The sequence below is a fragment of the Ruegeria sp. CF8 genome (assembly GCF_056537285.1).
The window spans coordinates 659,331-675,243 of record NZ_JBQFRG010000001.1; the positions used below are offsets into that span (position 1 = coordinate 659,331).

Below are 15,913 nucleotides of genomic sequence, written 5' to 3' on the forward strand. Positions count from 1 at the left end.
GCTGCTGCGCAGGCAGCCCTGACACCACTCTTTTCAAGGCAATAGAATGAATACTGCAAGCACGACCCAGCCCGTCATCGAGGCAAGGCAGCTGGACCTGACGTTCCAGACCAACGATGGGCCCGTTCACGCACTGAAGGACGTGAACCTGACAATCGACAAGGGTGATTTTGTCAGCTTCATCGGACCTTCTGGTTGCGGCAAAACTACATTTCTACGCTGTATCGCTGCGTTGGAAACCCCGACAGGTGGAACGCTGACGGTGAACGGGATGACCCCGGATGAGGCGCGACGGAACCGGGCCTATGGGTATGTGTTTCAAGCGGCGGGTCTGTATCCTTGGCGGACCATTGCAAAGAACATCAAGCTGCCGCTTGAGATCATGGGGTATTCGGCTGCTGAGCAGGCAGAGCAGGTTAAGAACGTCCTGAAACTGGTTGATCTTGAAGGGTTTGGCGGCAAGTTCCCCTGGCAACTATCAGGCGGCATGCAGCAGCGGGCCAGCATTGCACGGGCCCTTGCCTTCGATGCTGATATCCTGCTGATGGATGAACCCTTTGGCGCCTTGGACGAAATCGTACGCGATCACCTGAACGAACAGCTTCTGGCGCTTTGGGCGCGGACCGAGAAGACGATTGGGTTTGTGACCCATTCGATCCCTGAAGCCGTATACCTGAGCACCAAAATCGTGGTGATGAGCCCAAGGCCCGGCCGGATCACCGATGTGATTGACAGCCCGCTGCCCAAGGAACGGCCATTGGACATTCGGGATACGCCGGAGTTCATAGAAGTTGCCCACCGTGTACGCGATGGCTTGAGAGCAGGGCATTCTTATGAAGACTGAAGTGAACGCAGATCAAATCCGGCGCGCTGTGCCTGATGACGTGACAGCCTGCGCCACGGTCGTCCACAACTGGGCAAGGCAAACGGATTGGATGCCCGAAGAACTGTCTGTGGAAGAACTCTCGACCATGATCGGTGATGCGTTCGACAGCCGTGAGATCTGGGTCGCTGGTGATCCGGTCGACTGCTACATGTCGGTTGATCCCGCGCTCAATAAAATCGGAGCGTTGTATTGTGGCCGGACGGGACAAGGCATTGGCAAGCGCTTTGTCGACAAAGCAAAAGAGGGCAGAGATTTTCTCTGGCTGACAACGCACAGACCCAACATCGCTGCACAACGCTTTTATCGCCGCGAAGGGTTTGAGGTAACTGCCGAAGAGCCCCCTGTGCCTCCGGATACCCTGCCTGTCTTTCGGATGGAGTGGCGCGCATGAAGCAGTTCTTATCTGTCATGACTGTGTTGATTGCCATCGCCGTGCTTTGGTACCTGGCGGTTGCGCCGATGAACATCCGTGTCTCGCTAGATCAGGCTGAACGCGCCGGAGAAACGGTAACGCCCGAAACATCGCGGGATCGTCAGCAGGTGTCCGTCTGGGTTCTGATGGCGCAAAACCCGTCGCAAATCCACCGCGGCTATGATCTGGATCGCCCACGTTTGCCGACGCCTGTGCAGGTGGGGCAGGAGTTGTGGAAAACAACCGGCGAGATGGTGATGAAAGGCCGGGCGATGTCGAAACGGTCCTTGATCTACCACGGCTGGATTACACTTCAATCCACGCTTTGGGGTTTTGTTCTGGGAACAGCTGTTGGCATTCTGGGGGCCGTGGCTATCGTTTACTCTCGTGTGGTGGATATGAGCTTGATGCCCTGGGCAATCATCAGTCAGACCGTGCCAATCGTGGCGCTGGCCCCCATGATCATTGTGCTAAGCTCGCAGTTGGGGATCGAAGGGCGTGGGGTGCCGAAGGCGATTATCTCGGCTTATCTGTGCTATTTCCCAGTGCTGGTTGGGATGGTCAAAGGCCTACGGTCTCCGGCTGTATCGCAGCTCGATCTGCTCAAGACCTACAACGCGACCGGGCTGCAGGCGTTTCTGAAGCTGCGCCTGCCGTCTTCGGTGCCGTACCTCTTTACCTCGCTGAAGGTCGGCATAGCAGCAGCATTGGTTGGAACAATTGTGGGTGAGCTGCCAACAGGCGCGATCTCGGGGCTGGGAGCCCGGATACTGATCGGGGATCAGTTTGGCACACCACTGGCCATTTGGGCGGCGTTGTTTGCGGCGGCCATTCTGGCGGGCATCTTGGTGACTTTGCTGGATGTTCTTCAAAGGGTCACCCTTAAACGCATGGGGATGACCGCATGAGCTGGCTTGTCTTTGCACTGATTTTCTGGGCCGGCGCATGGGCGTTGAATGCTTGGTTAGCGCGTTCGATCTATCGCGACTCCAAAGGTGTGCGCGTCTTTGTGCCCGTATTGTTTGGTGTAACGCTGCTGATCTTGTGGGAAGGGGCAGTACGTGGCCTGAATGTCTCGCCTGTCATCCTTCCGCCGCCTTCGATGGTCGCGCAAACCTTTGCGAATTCGACGGATATTCTGTGGCAGGACTTCAAGCAGACCGTGTTCAAAGGTGCCTTTACCGGTTTTGCCATCGGCAGTGCTGCCGCGTTCCTGACTGCCGTCTTGATTGACCGATCCGTCTTCTTGACCCGGGGGTTGTTGCCCATCGGCAATTTTGTGGCTGCATTGCCCATCGTGGGCATCGCCCCCATTTTGGTCAGCTGGTTCGGGTTCGATTGGCAATCCAAGGCGGCAGTTGTCGTTGTGATGGTATTCTTCCCGATCCTTGTGAACACCGTGCAGGGCCTGCGCGAAGCAGATGCCATGCAGCGCGACCTGATGCGCACCTATGCGGCCAGCTACACTCAAACACTTATCAAACTGCGCCTGCCAGCTGCGATGCCATTTATCTTCAACGGCCTCAAGATCGCCACGACGCTGGCGCTCATCGGGGCTATCGTGGCCGAGTATTTCGGATCGCCTACACGCGGTATGGGGTTCAGAATCTCGACCGGCGTGGGCAGCTTGTCGATTGACCTCGTCTGGGCAGAAATCGCGGTGGCGGCATTGGCCGGAACCGTGTTCTATTCCATCGTGGCAGGGCTCGAAAAGGTGGTAACCTTCTGGCACCCTTCCCAACGCGGATAACAAAATTCAACAGACCCCGAAAACGGGGCAAACACGCAACTAGGAGACTTGAAGATGAAAAAGCTACTCAGCGGGGCGGTTGCCGCCTTTAGCCTGACCGCCAGCGCAGCGCTGGCCGCCGATGAGGTGACCTTGCAACTCAAATGGGTCACGCAGGCGCAGTTCGCAGGCTACTATGTGGCGAAGGACAAGGGGTTTTATGAGGAAGAGGGTCTGGACGTGACCATCCTTCCGGGTGGTCCTGACATCGCGCCTACTCAGGTGATCGCCGGCGGTGGGGCCGATGTCACAGTCGAGTGGATGCCTGCCGCGCTGGCCGCGCGCGAAAAGGGCCTGCCGCTGGTCAATATTGCCCAACCGTTCAAAAGCTCGGGGATGATGCTGACCTGCTGGAAAGATGCCGGGATCGCTTCGCCCGAAGATCTGAAGAACCGCACGCTGGGTGTTTGGTTTTTTGGCAATGAATTCCCGTTCATGAGCTGGATGAGCAGCTTGGGCATCGATACCGGCGGCAAAAGCGAGAACGGTGTAGAGGTCCTGAAACAGGGCTTCAACGTCGACCCGCTGCTACAGCGTCAGGCCGATTGCATCAGCACCATGACCTATAACGAATACTGGCAGGTGATTGACGCTGGCGTCAGCCCGGATGAGCTGGTGACGTTCAAATACGAAGATCAGGGCGTCGCGACACTGGAAGATGGTCTGTATGTTCTGGAAGAAAACCTGGGCGATGCAGCTTTTGTGGACAAGATGGAACGGTTTGTTCGCGCTTCGATGAAGGGTTGGAAATACGCCGAGGAAAACCCGGATGAAGCGGCCGATATTGTTTTGGAAAACGACGCCACCGGCGCGCAGACCGAAGAACATCAGCAGCGTATGATGGGTGAAATCGCGAAACTGACGGCGGGATCGAATGGCGCGCTGGACCCGGCGGATTTCGAACGCACCGTCAATACACTGCTGGCGGGCGGATCGGATCCGGTCATTACCAAACAACCTGACGGTGCCTGGACGCATCAGATTACCGACGCAGCGCTGAACTAACGCAAGTCGTCAGCTCAAGGCTTTCAGCGCGGCCCCAATTGGGGCCGCGTTTCTCATTTCAGATGCCGGATTTGTGTCTGTACTCGATGGAAAAACAGAGTAGTATTTACCTGTAAATGAACGCATTTCATACGAAATGCACGCTTTCGGGAATAAAATGCAGGGATTTGCATCAGAATTCAGCTCAGCCATCGCTCTGATCTTTCAAGGAGACTCAGAGCTTTGGGCAATTGTGCTTCTGTCCCTGAAAGTTTCCATGTTTGCGGTGCTGATTTCAGCGCTGATTGGTATGCCGGTTGGGGCCGCTTTGGCCGTGGCCCGGTTTCCCGGGCGGCGGGTTCTGATCGTTTTGATGAATGCTCTGATGGGGTTTCCGCCGGTGGTCGTGGGGTTGCTGGTTTACCTTATGCTGTCGCGCTCAGGGCCTCTGGGCGTTCTGGAACTGTTGTATACGCCAACTGCTATGATCATCGCTCAGGTGGTTCTGGTTACCCCGATCGTTGCGGCCTTGACCCGACAGGTGATCGAGATGCTGGCTGAGGAGTATTCCGAGCAGCTTCGATCCCTTGGTGTGTCACGGCTGGCATCTGTTCCTGTTTTGTTGTGGGATGCGCGATTGGCTTTGGTCACAGCTTTGCTGGCTGGATTTGGACGCGCCATTGCCGAAGTGGGGGCGGTGATCATCGTCGGTGGCAACATCAATCATGTGACGCGCGTGATGACAACGACCATCGCGCTGGAAACCTCGAAAGGAAATCTGGCACTTGCGTTGGCGTTGGGCGCGATCCTGATCGGGATTGCTGTGGCCGTGAATGCAATGGTCAGCGCTGTTAGCCTGCGAGCCGAGCAGGAGGGGTTACGCCATGCGTGATGTCATCTGCGAAATAGTGAACCGCATTGAGGTTGAAGACCTTCAGATCCGCAACAAGGGCCGCGCGTTGCTGGATGTGCCTTCGTTGGTTCTGGATGGCCCGGGCCCAACCCTTATACTTGGCCCAAACGGTGCGGGCAAAAGCCTTTTGCTGCGCTGTCTGCATGGTCTGATCGCGCCCGACCATGGGCGTGTGGTGCAGGATGGACAACCGCTGAGCGCTGCACAAAAGGCGCGTCAGGCTATGGTGTTCCAGCACCCGGTTTTGCTGCGCCGTTCTGTCTCTGGCAATCTGGACTTTGTTCTAAAACGTCAGGGTCTGGGGCGGGCGGTCCGAAAGGCCCGTATCGCTGAGTTGCTGGTTGAAGGTGGGCTTGACGGCAAGGCGCGTCAGCCTGCGCGGTCGTTGTCGGGTGGCGAGGCACAAAGGCTTGCGGTCCTGCGTGCGCTGGCGCTGGAGCCAGACACGCTGTTTCTGGACGAGCCCACCAGCGCGCTTGACCCGGCTGCAACGCAGATGATCGAACGGATGGTGCTACGCGCCTCGGCGCGGGGGGTGCGGATCGTGATGGTGACACATGACATCGGGCAGGCGCGACGGTTGGCATCGGATGTGGTCATGATGCAGGGCGGGCATGTGGTAGAGCATGGCGCTGCAAAACAGGTGTTGGACTCACCGGAAAGCGACGCATCGCGCCGCTATCTGGCCGGCGGGTTGGTTACTTAAAAAGAAAAATCGGAGAAAATGATGTTCCGGGCAGTTATACGGGCAGCAGCAGTGGCTCTTGGCTTAACGGCGGGGTCGGTTTCGGCGGAAACACCGTTCATAGTGGTGCAATCGACGACCTCGACACAAAACTCTGGACTGCTGGAGCATATTTTACCGTGGTTCGAAGCCGAATCCGGCATAGACGTGCGTGTCGTCGCGGTGGGAACAGGTCAGGCTATTCGCAATGCGATCAACGGGGACGGAGACGTGCTGCTGGTCCATTCCAAGCCGGCGGAAGAGAAGTTTGTTGCCGATGGCTGGGGCGTTGAACGCAAAGACCTGATGTACAACGATTTTGTTCTGGTTGGCCCGAATTCTGATCCGGCCGGAATTCGTGGCGGCACGGATATTCTGGCTGCTCTGACTGAGATCGCAGAGGTTGAAGCGCCCTTCGTATCGCGTGGAGACGACAGCGGAACGCATAAGGCTGAGATGGGCCACTGGTCGGATGCTGGCGTTGATCCTACGGGCGCCTCGGGAACGTGGTATCGCGAAACCGGCTCGGGCATGGGCGCAACCTTAAGCGTGGCCAGCGGAATGGACGCCTATACGCTGACAGACCGGGCCACGTGGTTGTCCTTTGGCAACCGAGGCAATCTTGAAGTATTGGTGGAGGGCGATCCGCGCCTGTTCAATCAATACGGTGTTATCCTTGTGAACCCGGAAAAGCACCAACATGTGCGGGCGGCATCCGGTCAACGCTTTATCGACTGGTTGACGGGTCCGGACGGGCAAGAGGCGATCGCGTCCTTCAGGCTGGAGGGACAGCAGGTGTTTTTCCCCAATGCCCAATAAGTTGGCCTGCGGCCAACCCCTGCGGGGCGAGTATTTCTGAAAAGATGAAGCGGTGAGCTGGGGATCAACCGCTGGCTCCATTGTGGTGGATCGTACCGAGGCCCGACAGGTTATAACCGCCAAATTCGCGGGCCCGTTGTGTGAAATGATCCGAGCGCAGCAGCGTCATCAGTTTTTGCATCGGCGGATCGAAAAACGATCTGCGCCAGATTGCCAGATCCAGCCGCTCGGAATGGGTGGGGGCAAAGCCAAGGTTGTACAGCCCGGCCAAGGCACCCAGTCCAAAGCCAGCCTCGGCCTTTTGATCGTGCAGCGCTATGGCAAGTTCTTCTTCGGTGCGGGCGCAACCGGGGAAAACGTCCAAGTCTTCGCGATTTAGCCCATGTGCCTCAAGTTGCGCCTCAAACAGGCGCTGGCTGGCTGCACTGTCCTGACGCAGGATGACGCGTCTGGATCTGAGGTCTTGGAACGATTTGATGTCCGATATGCCCGGAGCAAGCAGTAATCCCCGTTCTCGCCGTGCGATTTCAAACAGGATCACCGGGGCTTCACCCAATGCGTCGCGCAGGGATTTGATGTTGAACCCATCGTCTTCGTGGATGTGCAATACCGCGGCTTGCGCGCTGCGCTCGCTCAGCCGTGTCAAACCGTCGAAAGAACCATCATAGTACGTTGCCAGCCCCGATCCGCTTTCACGCAATGCCCAGTCCAGCAAAGGATCATGGCTGCCTGCAACAATCGGGGGCAGGGGCGGTTCAGCCACCTGCGGACCGGACCGCGAGGCGTTGAGCCAGGCGATGATTTCGGTCCTTGGGAACAGCAGCTTGCCCATGGCGCGCACGCAGGGCACCTCGCCCGAAGAGGCAAGATCATAGGCTTTCCGCTCGCCAATGCGCAGCAGATCGGCCAGTTCTCGGGTGGTCAGGTATTGAGACATTCAGTCGAGGCGCACCGCTGGACCCGACGTGGTATCAGCAGCACTGAACCCGAACCGATCCAGTGTGGACGGGGCTGCGACTGTAATCACGACCATCGCGGCAACTGCGGCAAAAAAGGCTTTCATAGTCTCCTCCGGTTCAGTTCTGGTCGTCCGTCGCGCGGCGCAGAAAGGCGATCAGGTCGTCCCGATCCTGCTGTTCTGCAATTCGTTGCATCGGCATCTTCGATCCCGGAATGTAATGATCCGGCCCCTCATCGAAAAGGGCATTTATTGTCTGTTCATTCCAAACAATATCAGAGTCTTGCAGCGTATCCGAGTATAAATATTCGGGCATGGTCCCGGCGCGTCGCCCAAAGATACCGTGCAGCGTCGGCCCAGCTCGGCGTTCGCTGTCGGGTGTTAGGCTATGGCAGATCGAGCATTTGCGGGCGAATTGGCGCTCTCCGTTTTCCATTTCGTCGGGATCTTTCAGAAAACTAGGCTCGGACGAGGCCATTTGCTGTTGATCCGACAGGTCACCCACGGGCCAGCTGTACATGGCCGCGTCTATGCCACCGGCGTGGATGTTCTGACCATCATCCGAAAATGACAGCGCCCAGACCGGTCCACGCAGCGTTGCGCGAAAATCCTGCGTGATGCGCCATTCGGTAGTGTCGATCATCATGATATAGCCTTCACCGTCGCCGACAGCCAAAAGGCTTCTGTCCGGGCTGAGTGCAAGGGCCAGGATCGGGCGGCGATCCAGAGTAAAGTCGCGTTCTTCACCGGTTGTCAGATCGAGGATTCGCGTCACCCCGTCCACCGCGCCATAGGCGATCCAGTTGTCCTGCGCATTAAAGATCAATTCGTTGATGCCAAAGCCGTGTTCAACCAGCCGGTCCGTTTCTTCGCCGGTTGCGACATCCCACACGCGTAAGGACCCATCGACGCCAGCAGAAAAAAGCTGTGACCCATCCGGTGAAAAAGTGACCGCATTCACGCCGCTGCCCGTGGGGCCGAACAACTCGGGTGTACTGCCATCAATGGGCCAAATACCGATTGTGCCGTCCCAACTGGCCGTTGCGACATGCGTTTTGGACGCGGCTACGGAAACGATCTTGCCTCTGTGCTGACCGACAATCTCTCCGCCCGGCCAACGGCGCAGGGTAAAATCATCTCCGGCGGAATAGATGGCTGTACCGTTGAACACGACCGCGTTCACGGCGGCTTCGTGTCCTTCTAGCCATTGGGGTGTCTGGTCCGACCATAGCCCGACAGAATTGTCGAAACTGGCTGTTGCGATCCGACCGTCTGGCGCGGTGGCAATTCCCATGATCGGCCCGCCATGGCCTTTGAGCGTGAAGAACTCCGCCCATGCGGGCAGGGGGGTCAACGCACAGGCAAGGATCAGCCAGCGCATCTATTCGGCGGGTGAGGCCGCTGCCTTGCCAGCCTCTTTTTCCTGCACCTCTTCCAGCCACAACGAGTGGTGTTCGCGCGCCCATTGTTCTTCGACTTCGCCCGAACCCATGGCGTCAAACGCGCCCTCCATCCCGACTGAGCCGAGGTAGATATGCGCGATAATGATGGCGATGAAGACATAAGCGACCATCACGTGCCAGACTTGGGCATATTGCATCTCTTCCTGAGGCGACATTTGCACGGGCAGGTTCAGACCAAGCGCTTGTGGAATGCCGGTGGCATTGGCAACCGAGAAGGTCTTGGCGAACATCGGCAATTCAAACGGAAACAACAGCGAAAGGCCGGACAGGCTGATCGAGACGCCCAGCAATATGCAGGCCCAAAAGATGATCTTTTGCCCTGCGTTGAACTTCTTGGCGGGCGGGTGGCTGTTTTTGCTGAACAAGCCTCCTCCGGCTGCCAGCCATTTCAGGTCGGTGCGGTTGGGGATGTTATGGGCAATCCAGTTCACCGTGATGATGATCAGCCCCAACATGAAGGCCCATGCCAGATTGTTGTGCAGCCATTTGCAGCCTTGCGCGATGGTTGCGAAACCCTCCTTGCCGAAAATCGGGATCAGGAAGTCGCGGCCATAGAGCGTCAGCAGGCCGGTAATTGCGAGAACGATGAAAGACCCGGCGAACAGCCAATGACCGAAGCGTTCAAAACTGGTGAAGCGCAGGACGGTACGGCCGGTCTTTTCTCCGTCGATGCGAATCTTGCCTCGGATCAGGAAAAACAGAACGATGATGGCCAGCATTCCTGCGATGATGTAACCGCCATATTCGCGTAACGGCCCTGTGCGGAATTCCCACCACCACATGCCGCCATCTTGGATCAGTACACTGTCAGCAGGTCCGCGCGAGGATACGGTCACGTCGGCCGAGCCAAAGCGCAACGCGCGATACACGTCACTGTCCGACGATACGCCGCTGGGTCCAAACTGGCCCAGCAGACCTTCGACATTGCCCTGGCCGGTGTTTTCCGAGCGAAAACTGTTATCGACTTTCTCTCCACGCTGACGCGCGAGAATATCCTCAAGCGTGGTCGCACCACCGGTCGAGGCGCGTTCATTCGTGGTGGCGGGTGCCTCAGCCTCGTTGGTTTGCGCGACGGTGGCCTGTGCCAGCCCAATGGTGAACAGCAATGCGATGAGTAAGCGGAACATCTGAACCTCGGTCAAAATCCCTGATCAGGCGACCCACGGATGCGGGTCGCCTGTTTGGTTCATGAAAATGCGGTCTTAGCCGTCTTTCTGGTCGTAGGCGGTGCCCCAACCCCACGCGCCCGAGCCGAACCCACGCGCAACGACGCGCTCGCGGTAGATGGCCGAGACCACGTCGCCGTCACCGGCGAGCAGGGCCTTGGTGGAACACATCTCGGCGCAGATGGGCAGTTTGCCCTCGGCGATCCGGTTGCGACCATATTTGGCGAACTCTGCGGTCGAGTGCGTTTCCTCGGGGCCGCCGGCGCAGAAGGTACATTTGTCCATCTTGCCGCGCGATCCGAAGTTGCCCGCCTGCGGGTATTGCGGCGCGCCGAACGGGCACGCGTAGAAGCAATAACCACAGCCAATGCACAGGTCCTTGGAGTGCAGGACGACCCCTTCTTCGTTCTGGTAGAAGCAGTCGACCGGGCACACCGCCATGCAGGGCGCATCCGAACAATGCATACAGGCCACCGAAATCGAGCGTTCACCCGGGTCACCGTCATTGATCGTCACCACCCTGCGGCGGTTCACGCCCCACGGCACCTCGTGTTCGTTCTTACACGCGGTGACGCAGGCATTGCACTCGATGCAGCGTTCGGCGTCGCAGAGAAACTTTGCTCTTGCTGCCATGTTCTCTTCTCCTCCCTTACGCTGACCAGATTTTGCAGAGAGTCGCTTTGGTCTCTTGCATCTGGGTCACGGAATCATAGCCATAGGTCTGGGCGGTGTTGGTACTTTCACCCAGCACATAGGGATCGGCGCCTTTCGGGTATTTCTCCCTCAGGTCTTCACCCTGGAAATGGCCACCAAAGTGGAACGGCATGAAGGCCACGCCGGCACCGACCCTGTTGGTCAGCATCGCCATCACCTTGACCTTGCCACCCTCAGGACCTTCGACCCAGACCTGTGATCCGTCACGAATACCAAGGTTGTTGGCATCGCGCGGATTGATCTCGACGAACATGTCCTGCTGAAGCTCGGCCAGCCACGGGTTGGACCGTGTCTCATCGCCGCCGCCTTCATATTCGACTAGACGACCTGACGTGAGGATTATCGGGTAATCCTTTGAAAAGTCGTTCTTTTGGATCGAAGCATAAAGGGTGGGTAGGCGATATGCTTGCCGGTCTTCGTAGGTCGGATAGTCCTCCACCAAATCGCGCCGGTTGGTATAGAGCGGCTCGCGGTGCAGTGGGATCGGATCCGGGAAGGTCCAGACAACCGCGCGGGCTTTGGCGTTCCCGAAGGGCGCACAGCCATGCTCGATCGCGACCCGCTGGATGCCGCCGGACAGGTCGGTTTTCCAGTTGGTCTCTGGTCCTGCAACGGCGTCGATGGCCGCGCGTTCCTCAGCCGTCAGATCACCGTCCCAGCCAAGATCCATCAGCATTTGCATCGTGAATTCAGGGTATCCATCCTGAATTTCCGATCCAACGCTATAGACCCCTTCGGCCAGCAGGTTATCGCCATCGCGTTCCACGCCAAAGCGCGCGCGGAAGGTCAGGCCACCCTCGGCCACCGGTTTGGACATGTCATAGAGGTTTGGTGTTCCCGTATGACCCATCTCCGGTGTACCCCAGCACGGCCAGGGCAGACCGTAGTATTCGCCGTCGTTGGGTCCACCAATGGCTTGCAGCGTGGTTCTGTCGAACGTGTGCTGGTTGGCCATATGGCTTTTCAGACGCTCTGGCGATTGACCGGTATATCCAATGGTCCAGAGACCCGCGTTGAACTCACGTGTGATGCTTTCAACATTGGGGGTTTCCGGGTCGTCCATCTCGATATTGCGGAACAGGCGATCCGCCCAGCCGAACTTGTTGGCGAACTTGGCCATGATGACCTCGTCCGGCAGGCTTTCGAACAGCGGTTCTACCACCTTGTCGCGCCATTGCAGCGACCGGTTCGAGGCCGTGACCGAGCCACGGGTTTCGAACTGCGTACAGGCAGGCAACAGGTAGACGCCATCGGTACGGTCATGCAGCACGGCCGAGACTGTGGGATACGGGTCGATCACGACCAGCATGTCCAGCTTCTCCATCGCCGTCTTCATTTCCGTCATCCGGGTCTGAGAGTTGGGCGCGTGGCCCCACAGAACCATGGCGCGGACATTGTTGTCCTGATCCATGTTGGCCGGGTCTTCCAGAACACCGTCGATCCAGCGGGAGACCGGGATGCCGCGCTCATTCTGAAGCGGTTTATCCTTGCCTTCCTTGTCTTTGATCGTGGCGAACTGGCCTGCCAGCCAATCGGGATCTTCACCCCAGACACGGGCCCAGTGACCCCAGGCACCTTTCGACAGGCCGTAATAGCCGGGCAGGGTGTGGGATAGAACACCAAGGTCCGTTGCGCCCTGCACGTTGTCATGGCCACGGAAGATGTTGGTGCCACCGCCCGATGTGCCCATGTTGCCCAAAGCAAGCTGGAGCACGCAGTAGGCGCGTGTGTTGTTGTTGCCGTTGGTGTGCTGCGTACCACCCATACACCAGATCACGGTGCCGGGGCGGTTGTTAACCATGGTCCGGGCAACGCGCTTGAGCTGCGAGCCGGGCACGCCGGTTACACGCTCGGTCTCTTCCGGGTTCCAGTTGGCAACTTCGGTACGAATCTGGTCCATCCCCCAGACACGGGTGCGGATGAACTCTTTGTCCTCCCAACCGTTGTCGAAGATGTGCCACAGGATACCCCAGATCAGCGCAACGTCTGTGCCGGGACGGAACCGCACATATTCATCCGCATGCGCCGCGGTGCGCGTAAAGCGCGGGTCGCAGACGATCAGCGGGGCGTTGTTCTGCTCTTTCGCGCGCAGAACGTGCAGCAGCGAGACGGGGTGCGCCTCGGCCGGGTTGCCGCCGATGATGAAGATGGCCCGAGAGTTATGGATGTCGTTATACGAATTGGTCATGGCGCCGTAGCCCCATGTGTTCGCAACACCCGCAACAGTGGTTGAGTGGCAGATGCGGGCCTGATGGTCCACGTTGTTCGTGCCCCAGTAGGCAGCGAACTTGCGGAACAGATAGGCCTGTTCGTTATTGTGCTTGGCGGATCCCAGCCAGTACACGCTGTCCGGCCCGGATTCCTGACGGATGTTCATCATGCCGTCGCCGATCTCGTTGATCGCCTCTTCCCAGCTGATGCGCTTCCACTCGCCGCCTTCCTTTTTCATCGGATATTTCAGGCGACGTTCGCCATGGGCGTGCTCGCGGACCGAGGCCCCCTTGGCGCAGTGCGCACCCAGGTTGAACGGGCTGTCCCAGCCGGGTTCTTGCCCGACCCAGACACCGTTCTGAACTTCGGCCACGACAGTACAGCCGACTGAACAGTGGGTGCATACGGATTTGATGTTTTCAACGGCGGTGTTTGCCGCTGTTTGGGCGCTGGCTGGCGTCACGGTTCCACCCGTAGCGCTGATCGCGGCAAGGCCGCCGATCGTCAGGCCCGAGCCACGCAGGAATGCGCGGCGATCGACGGTTTTCTCGCCGACCTGGGACAGGATACTTGTCCGCTGGGGGCGTCTCGCAACCCCGTTGGTCTTTTTCCTAAGCATTTCTTTCCTCCCTTGCTGGCCATGAGGATCACGGCTGGCTTGGTAACTGCGAAACCGACGTCAGGGCCAATCGCAACCGTCAGTCGGGTAAGTGACATCGTCCGGCTGGTGCGCCGGGCGCAGTCGAGGCGGCTTAGAAGCGCGCGCTTTCCAGATAGGCGCGGGTATGCGCTGTATCTTGCATGCGGGTCTCGTCCGTGGGCAGCTCGGCTGCTTCGGCTTGACCGCTCAGGCTGGCGGCGGCGACGGCAGCAGGCGCTGCGGTTCCGGCCAGTTTCAGGAAGTCGCGGCGGGTTGCGCCTTCTTCCTTGGTCTTGCTCATGGGCTTCTCCTCTCCCATTTGCGATTTAGCGCTCATTCAGGCGCTGGCGAGTGGCGGGTTATGCCGCCGTCATTCGGAAGGCCTCGCGTTCGATTTCCATGAACACCCGACCGGCGGTGCCGACCGAGGCATAGAGAACCGACGCTTCGGCGGCTTCCAAATCCGAATAGAAATGTGCGGCCCAGGGGCCGATATGTTTGTTCCAGAACGTTTTTTGGTCTTCGAGTGTGGCGGGTGAGCCAAAGCGGCCGACGATCATGCCTGCCATCATCTCCATCAGTGAAGCGATGTTGTCTTCGGGCTCGAATACATTCTGCGCCCGTGTGATCCCACGTACAGCCATGTCATTGCGCAATTGCGCCAAAGGTTTTTCGTTCAGGAACCCGGTCAGGTAGAAGCTGCCGTAGGGCAGCAGCTCACCACGCCCCAGTCCGATGAACAACGCATTGAACTCACGTTCGGCGGCGGTCGGTTTGGTGACTTTGGCGACACGTGCCATAGCTTGAATGGCTTGGCCCAGGTCGGTGTCATCTCCGCTAAGGCCCGCCATCTGGTCCAAAAGCAACTGATCCGGCGGACCCGCCAAAAGCAGGCCCAGAAAATTGTAGAAATCCGCGCGCAGCCGATCCTCGGCTGAGATATCCATGTTTTGCGCGTTACTTGCGGTCATTCGTTATCCTTCGAATTCAAATCTCATGCGGCGAGGGGCCGGGGGCATTTCGATTTCGTCCTCAATTTCGGGTTCTGCTTCTAACTCAGCCACCACCACCTCGTGGTCAGAGGGAGTGTCATTTGGGGCAGGCGCGTCTGTCGCCGGATCAGCGGTAGGCTCATCTTCCACGGCGATCTCATCCTCAAGGGGGGCTTCAGCCGCCGCCAGCGCTTCGACATGGGCCAGCATACCTTTGCCAACCTGATACGCGGTCTGGAGGTTCTCTATCACACAGGCCGCGTCTGTGTAGTCTTCACCATAATCGACCAGCCCGTCGACGTTGGCTAAAACAGGGTTTAGTCGCCACAAGCGCCGCAAGGCACGGCGGCGCAGTCGGTCTGGTACAGCTTTGGCCATGAAACCCGATACGTCGTCTCCCGGTTGCAACGTATCGGGGTCCGGCAGATCAAACTCGGCCAACAGCTCAGCATCGCTTTTTTCCTCAAGCTCCGCGTGTTGTGCGGCGATGGCCAGTTCTTCAGCCGCGATGACTTCAGCCTCGGCTTCAGCCTGTACGGCCGCCTTGCGTCGGGACCAGAAGTCGCGGGCCTGGGTCATTGCACAACCCTCCGCGGTGCGCGGTAGACATCAGAGGTTTGCCTGATACGTGGGTCGCCTTTGCCGTCCTCTACCAGATCGGTACGCTTTTTGTCCCGCCGACGCTTGATGAACACCTCGTCTTTATGATGCTGAAGGGTGAAATCCCGCACCCAAGCAATCAAGCCTTCGGTCATGGGGATTTTCTCGACAATTTCCTCGCCGGTATCGGCATAGTCCTGCCCTTCGAACGGTGAGGCAGTTATGAGAACCGCGTTCAAGGGAACGTCGCCCTTTAATTCGTCGCGCAACACCAGATAGAGAGAGGGCAGACCGTCAGACAGGTTCACCATGTAGGCTTCGGTCTCATCCGCCCAAAGGGTCAGGGGCAGGGTGGCTGCATGGTATTCAACCGCATCGCCTTCACGACGCAATTCCTGCCAATCAGCAGGGCCGGCGCCGGGCAATACGGCGACTGCACGCCAATTCCAACGGGCCCAACGCGTGACCCCGGGCGTTTTGCGTACGATGACGCCAACCGGCATTTCGATCTGGCTTGCGGCCTCGGCCACTGGCTCCTCCCCGAAAGGCGCTCCCCTGCCTTTACATGAACACTATGGTACACAATTTGTGTGTGTGCCAAGCCTGCGCCCTAAGACTTTGGTCGTAGGTTTGGGTCGCAAC

18 protein-coding genes are annotated in these 15,913 nt (G+C 58.4%); 8 read left to right on the top strand and 10 right to left on the bottom strand.

Annotated features, from left to right (window positions below; all coding sequences use genetic code 11):
* Positions 1–46 precede the first annotated feature (46 nt).
* From ACR0EV_RS03255 to ACR0EV_RS03290, 8 genes are all read left to right on the top strand, one after another.
* Positions 47–844 (top strand): ABC transporter ATP-binding protein, encoded by a 798-nt coding sequence (locus ACR0EV_RS03255; protein WP_480798773.1) that lies wholly within the window; start codon positions 47–49, stop codon positions 842–844.
* Positions 834–1,277, top strand: a complete 444-nt coding sequence (locus tag ACR0EV_RS03260; RefSeq protein ID WP_480798774.1) for a GNAT family N-acetyltransferase — start codon at positions 834–836, stop codon at positions 1,275–1,277. Before ACR0EV_RS03255 ends, ACR0EV_RS03260 begins: the two co-directional genes overlap by 11 nt.
* Complete coding sequence (locus ACR0EV_RS03265) at positions 1,274–2,206, top strand: ABC transporter permease (protein WP_480798775.1); 933 nt, start codon at positions 1,274–1,276, stop codon at positions 2,204–2,206. Before ACR0EV_RS03260 ends, ACR0EV_RS03265 begins: the two co-directional genes overlap by 4 nt.
* Positions 2,203–3,048: an ABC transporter permease gene (locus ACR0EV_RS03270; RefSeq protein WP_480798776.1), complete on the top strand. Its 846-nt coding sequence runs from the start codon at positions 2,203–2,205 to the stop codon at positions 3,046–3,048. The genes ACR0EV_RS03265 and ACR0EV_RS03270 overlap by 4 nt, the downstream gene beginning before the upstream one ends.
* Before the next feature lie 54 nt (positions 3,049–3,102).
* On the top strand, positions 3,103–4,092 hold the full coding sequence (locus ACR0EV_RS03275) for an ABC transporter substrate-binding protein (protein ID WP_171182799.1): 990 nt from the start codon (positions 3,103–3,105) through the stop codon (positions 4,090–4,092).
* A gap of 157 nt (positions 4,093–4,249) precedes the next feature.
* Complete coding sequence (locus tag ACR0EV_RS03280) at positions 4,250–4,963, top strand: ABC transporter permease (RefSeq protein WP_171182801.1); 714 nt, start codon at positions 4,250–4,252, stop codon at positions 4,961–4,963.
* A complete protein-coding gene (locus ACR0EV_RS03285; protein ID WP_480798777.1) occupies positions 4,956–5,690 on the top strand; it encodes an ATP-binding cassette domain-containing protein in 735 nt (244 codons plus the stop codon). Before ACR0EV_RS03280 ends, ACR0EV_RS03285 begins: the two co-directional genes overlap by 8 nt.
* 21 nt (positions 5,691–5,711) lie before the next feature.
* The gene (locus tag ACR0EV_RS03290) at positions 5,712–6,527 is read left to right on the top strand and encodes an ABC transporter substrate-binding protein (protein WP_480798778.1); all 816 of its coding nucleotides are present in this window, start codon (positions 5,712–5,714) and stop codon (positions 6,525–6,527) included.
* Between the two features lie 64 nt (positions 6,528–6,591).
* Here the strand turns inward: ACR0EV_RS03290 and ACR0EV_RS03295 are convergent, their stop codons facing one another.
* The 10 genes from ACR0EV_RS03295 to ACR0EV_RS03340 all read right to left on the bottom strand — a co-directional run bounded on the left by ACR0EV_RS03295 (position 6,592) and on the right by ACR0EV_RS03340 (position 15,801).
* Complete coding sequence (locus ACR0EV_RS03295; protein ID WP_480798779.1) at positions 6,592–7,464, bottom strand: substrate-binding domain-containing protein; 873 nt, start codon at positions 7,462–7,464, stop codon at positions 6,592–6,594.
* Positions 7,465–7,590 (bottom strand): hypothetical protein, encoded by a 126-nt coding sequence (locus ACR0EV_RS03300; protein WP_256367925.1) that lies wholly within the window; start codon positions 7,588–7,590, stop codon positions 7,465–7,467.
* Positions 7,591–7,603: 13 nt separating this feature from the next.
* Positions 7,604–8,866, bottom strand: coding sequence for a c-type cytochrome (locus ACR0EV_RS03305; RefSeq protein ID WP_480798780.1), 1,263 nt, complete (start codon positions 8,864–8,866; stop codon positions 7,604–7,606).
* Positions 8,867–10,075, bottom strand: coding sequence for a formate dehydrogenase subunit gamma (locus ACR0EV_RS03310; RefSeq protein WP_171089506.1), 1,209 nt, complete (start codon positions 10,073–10,075; stop codon positions 8,867–8,869).
* 75 nt (positions 10,076–10,150) lie between these two features.
* A complete protein-coding gene (gene fdh3B / locus ACR0EV_RS03315) occupies positions 10,151–10,747 on the bottom strand; it encodes a formate dehydrogenase FDH3 subunit beta (RefSeq protein ID WP_039530246.1) in 597 nt (198 codons plus the stop codon).
* Positions 10,748–10,763: 16 nt separating this feature from the next.
* Positions 10,764–13,658 carry a formate dehydrogenase subunit alpha gene (locus tag ACR0EV_RS03320; RefSeq protein ID WP_480798781.1) on the bottom strand — a complete coding sequence of 965 codons (2,895 nt, stop codon included), beginning with the start codon at positions 13,656–13,658 and terminating at the stop codon, positions 10,764–10,766.
* A 133-nt stretch (positions 13,659–13,791) separates the two neighbouring features.
* The gene (locus tag ACR0EV_RS03325) at positions 13,792–13,980 is read right to left on the bottom strand and encodes a ubiquinol-cytochrome c reductase iron-sulfur subunit N-terminal domain-containing protein (protein WP_170376587.1); all 189 of its coding nucleotides are present in this window, start codon (positions 13,978–13,980) and stop codon (positions 13,792–13,794) included.
* A 58-nt stretch (positions 13,981–14,038) separates the two neighbouring features.
* On the bottom strand, positions 14,039–14,650 hold the full coding sequence (locus ACR0EV_RS03330) for a TorD/DmsD family molecular chaperone (protein WP_480798782.1): 612 nt from the start codon (positions 14,648–14,650) through the stop codon (positions 14,039–14,041).
* Between the two features lie 3 nt (positions 14,651–14,653).
* Positions 14,654–15,250, bottom strand: coding sequence for a DUF3306 domain-containing protein (locus ACR0EV_RS03335; RefSeq protein WP_480798783.1), 597 nt, complete (start codon positions 15,248–15,250; stop codon positions 14,654–14,656).
* Positions 15,247–15,801 (bottom strand): DUF3305 domain-containing protein, encoded by a 555-nt coding sequence (locus ACR0EV_RS03340; protein ID WP_480798784.1) that lies wholly within the window; start codon positions 15,799–15,801, stop codon positions 15,247–15,249. The genes ACR0EV_RS03335 and ACR0EV_RS03340 overlap by 4 nt, the downstream gene beginning before the upstream one ends.
* Positions 15,802–15,913 lie beyond the last annotated feature (112 nt).

Coding starts and splice junctions, on each gene's coding strand:
- ACR0EV_RS03310 (WP_171089506.1), bottom strand. CDS start 10,075: ATGTTCCGCTTACTCATCGCATTGCTGTTCACCATTGGGCTGGCACAG.
- ACR0EV_RS03280 (WP_171182801.1), top strand. CDS start 4,250: ATGCAGGGATTTGCATCAGAATTCAGCTCAGCCATCGCTCTGATCTTT.
- ACR0EV_RS03290 (WP_480798778.1), top strand. CDS start 5,712: ATGTTCCGGGCAGTTATACGGGCAGCAGCAGTGGCTCTTGGCTTAACG.
- ACR0EV_RS03265 (WP_480798775.1), top strand. CDS start 1,274: ATGAAGCAGTTCTTATCTGTCATGACTGTGTTGATTGCCATCGCCGTG.
- ACR0EV_RS03330 (WP_480798782.1), bottom strand. CDS start 14,650: ATGACCGCAAGTAACGCGCAAAACATGGATATCTCAGCCGAGGATCGG.
- ACR0EV_RS03275 (WP_171182799.1), top strand. CDS start 3,103: ATGAAAAAGCTACTCAGCGGGGCGGTTGCCGCCTTTAGCCTGACCGCC.
- ACR0EV_RS03270 (WP_480798776.1), top strand. CDS start 2,203: ATGAGCTGGCTTGTCTTTGCACTGATTTTCTGGGCCGGCGCATGGGCG.
- ACR0EV_RS03335 (WP_480798783.1), bottom strand. CDS start 15,250: ATGACCCAGGCCCGCGACTTCTGGTCCCGACGCAAGGCGGCCGTACAG.
- ACR0EV_RS03295 (WP_480798779.1), bottom strand. CDS start 7,464: ATGTCTCAATACCTGACCACCCGAGAACTGGCCGATCTGCTGCGCATT.
- ACR0EV_RS03255 (WP_480798773.1), top strand. CDS start 47: ATGAATACTGCAAGCACGACCCAGCCCGTCATCGAGGCAAGGCAGCTG.
- ACR0EV_RS03285 (WP_480798777.1), top strand. CDS start 4,956: ATGCGTGATGTCATCTGCGAAATAGTGAACCGCATTGAGGTTGAAGAC.
- ACR0EV_RS03260 (WP_480798774.1), top strand. CDS start 834: ATGAAGACTGAAGTGAACGCAGATCAAATCCGGCGCGCTGTGCCTGAT.
- ACR0EV_RS03305 (WP_480798780.1), bottom strand. CDS start 8,866: ATGCGCTGGCTGATCCTTGCCTGTGCGTTGACCCCCCTGCCCGCATGG.
- fdh3B (WP_039530246.1), bottom strand. CDS start 10,747: ATGGCAGCAAGAGCAAAGTTTCTCTGCGACGCCGAACGCTGCATCGAG.
- ACR0EV_RS03325 (WP_170376587.1), bottom strand. CDS start 13,980: ATGAGCAAGACCAAGGAAGAAGGCGCAACCCGCCGCGACTTCCTGAAA.
- ACR0EV_RS03300 (WP_256367925.1), bottom strand. CDS start 7,590: ATGAAAGCCTTTTTTGCCGCAGTTGCCGCGATGGTCGTGATTACAGTC.
- ACR0EV_RS03320 (WP_480798781.1), bottom strand. CDS start 13,658: ATGCTTAGGAAAAAGACCAACGGGGTTGCGAGACGCCCCCAGCGGACA.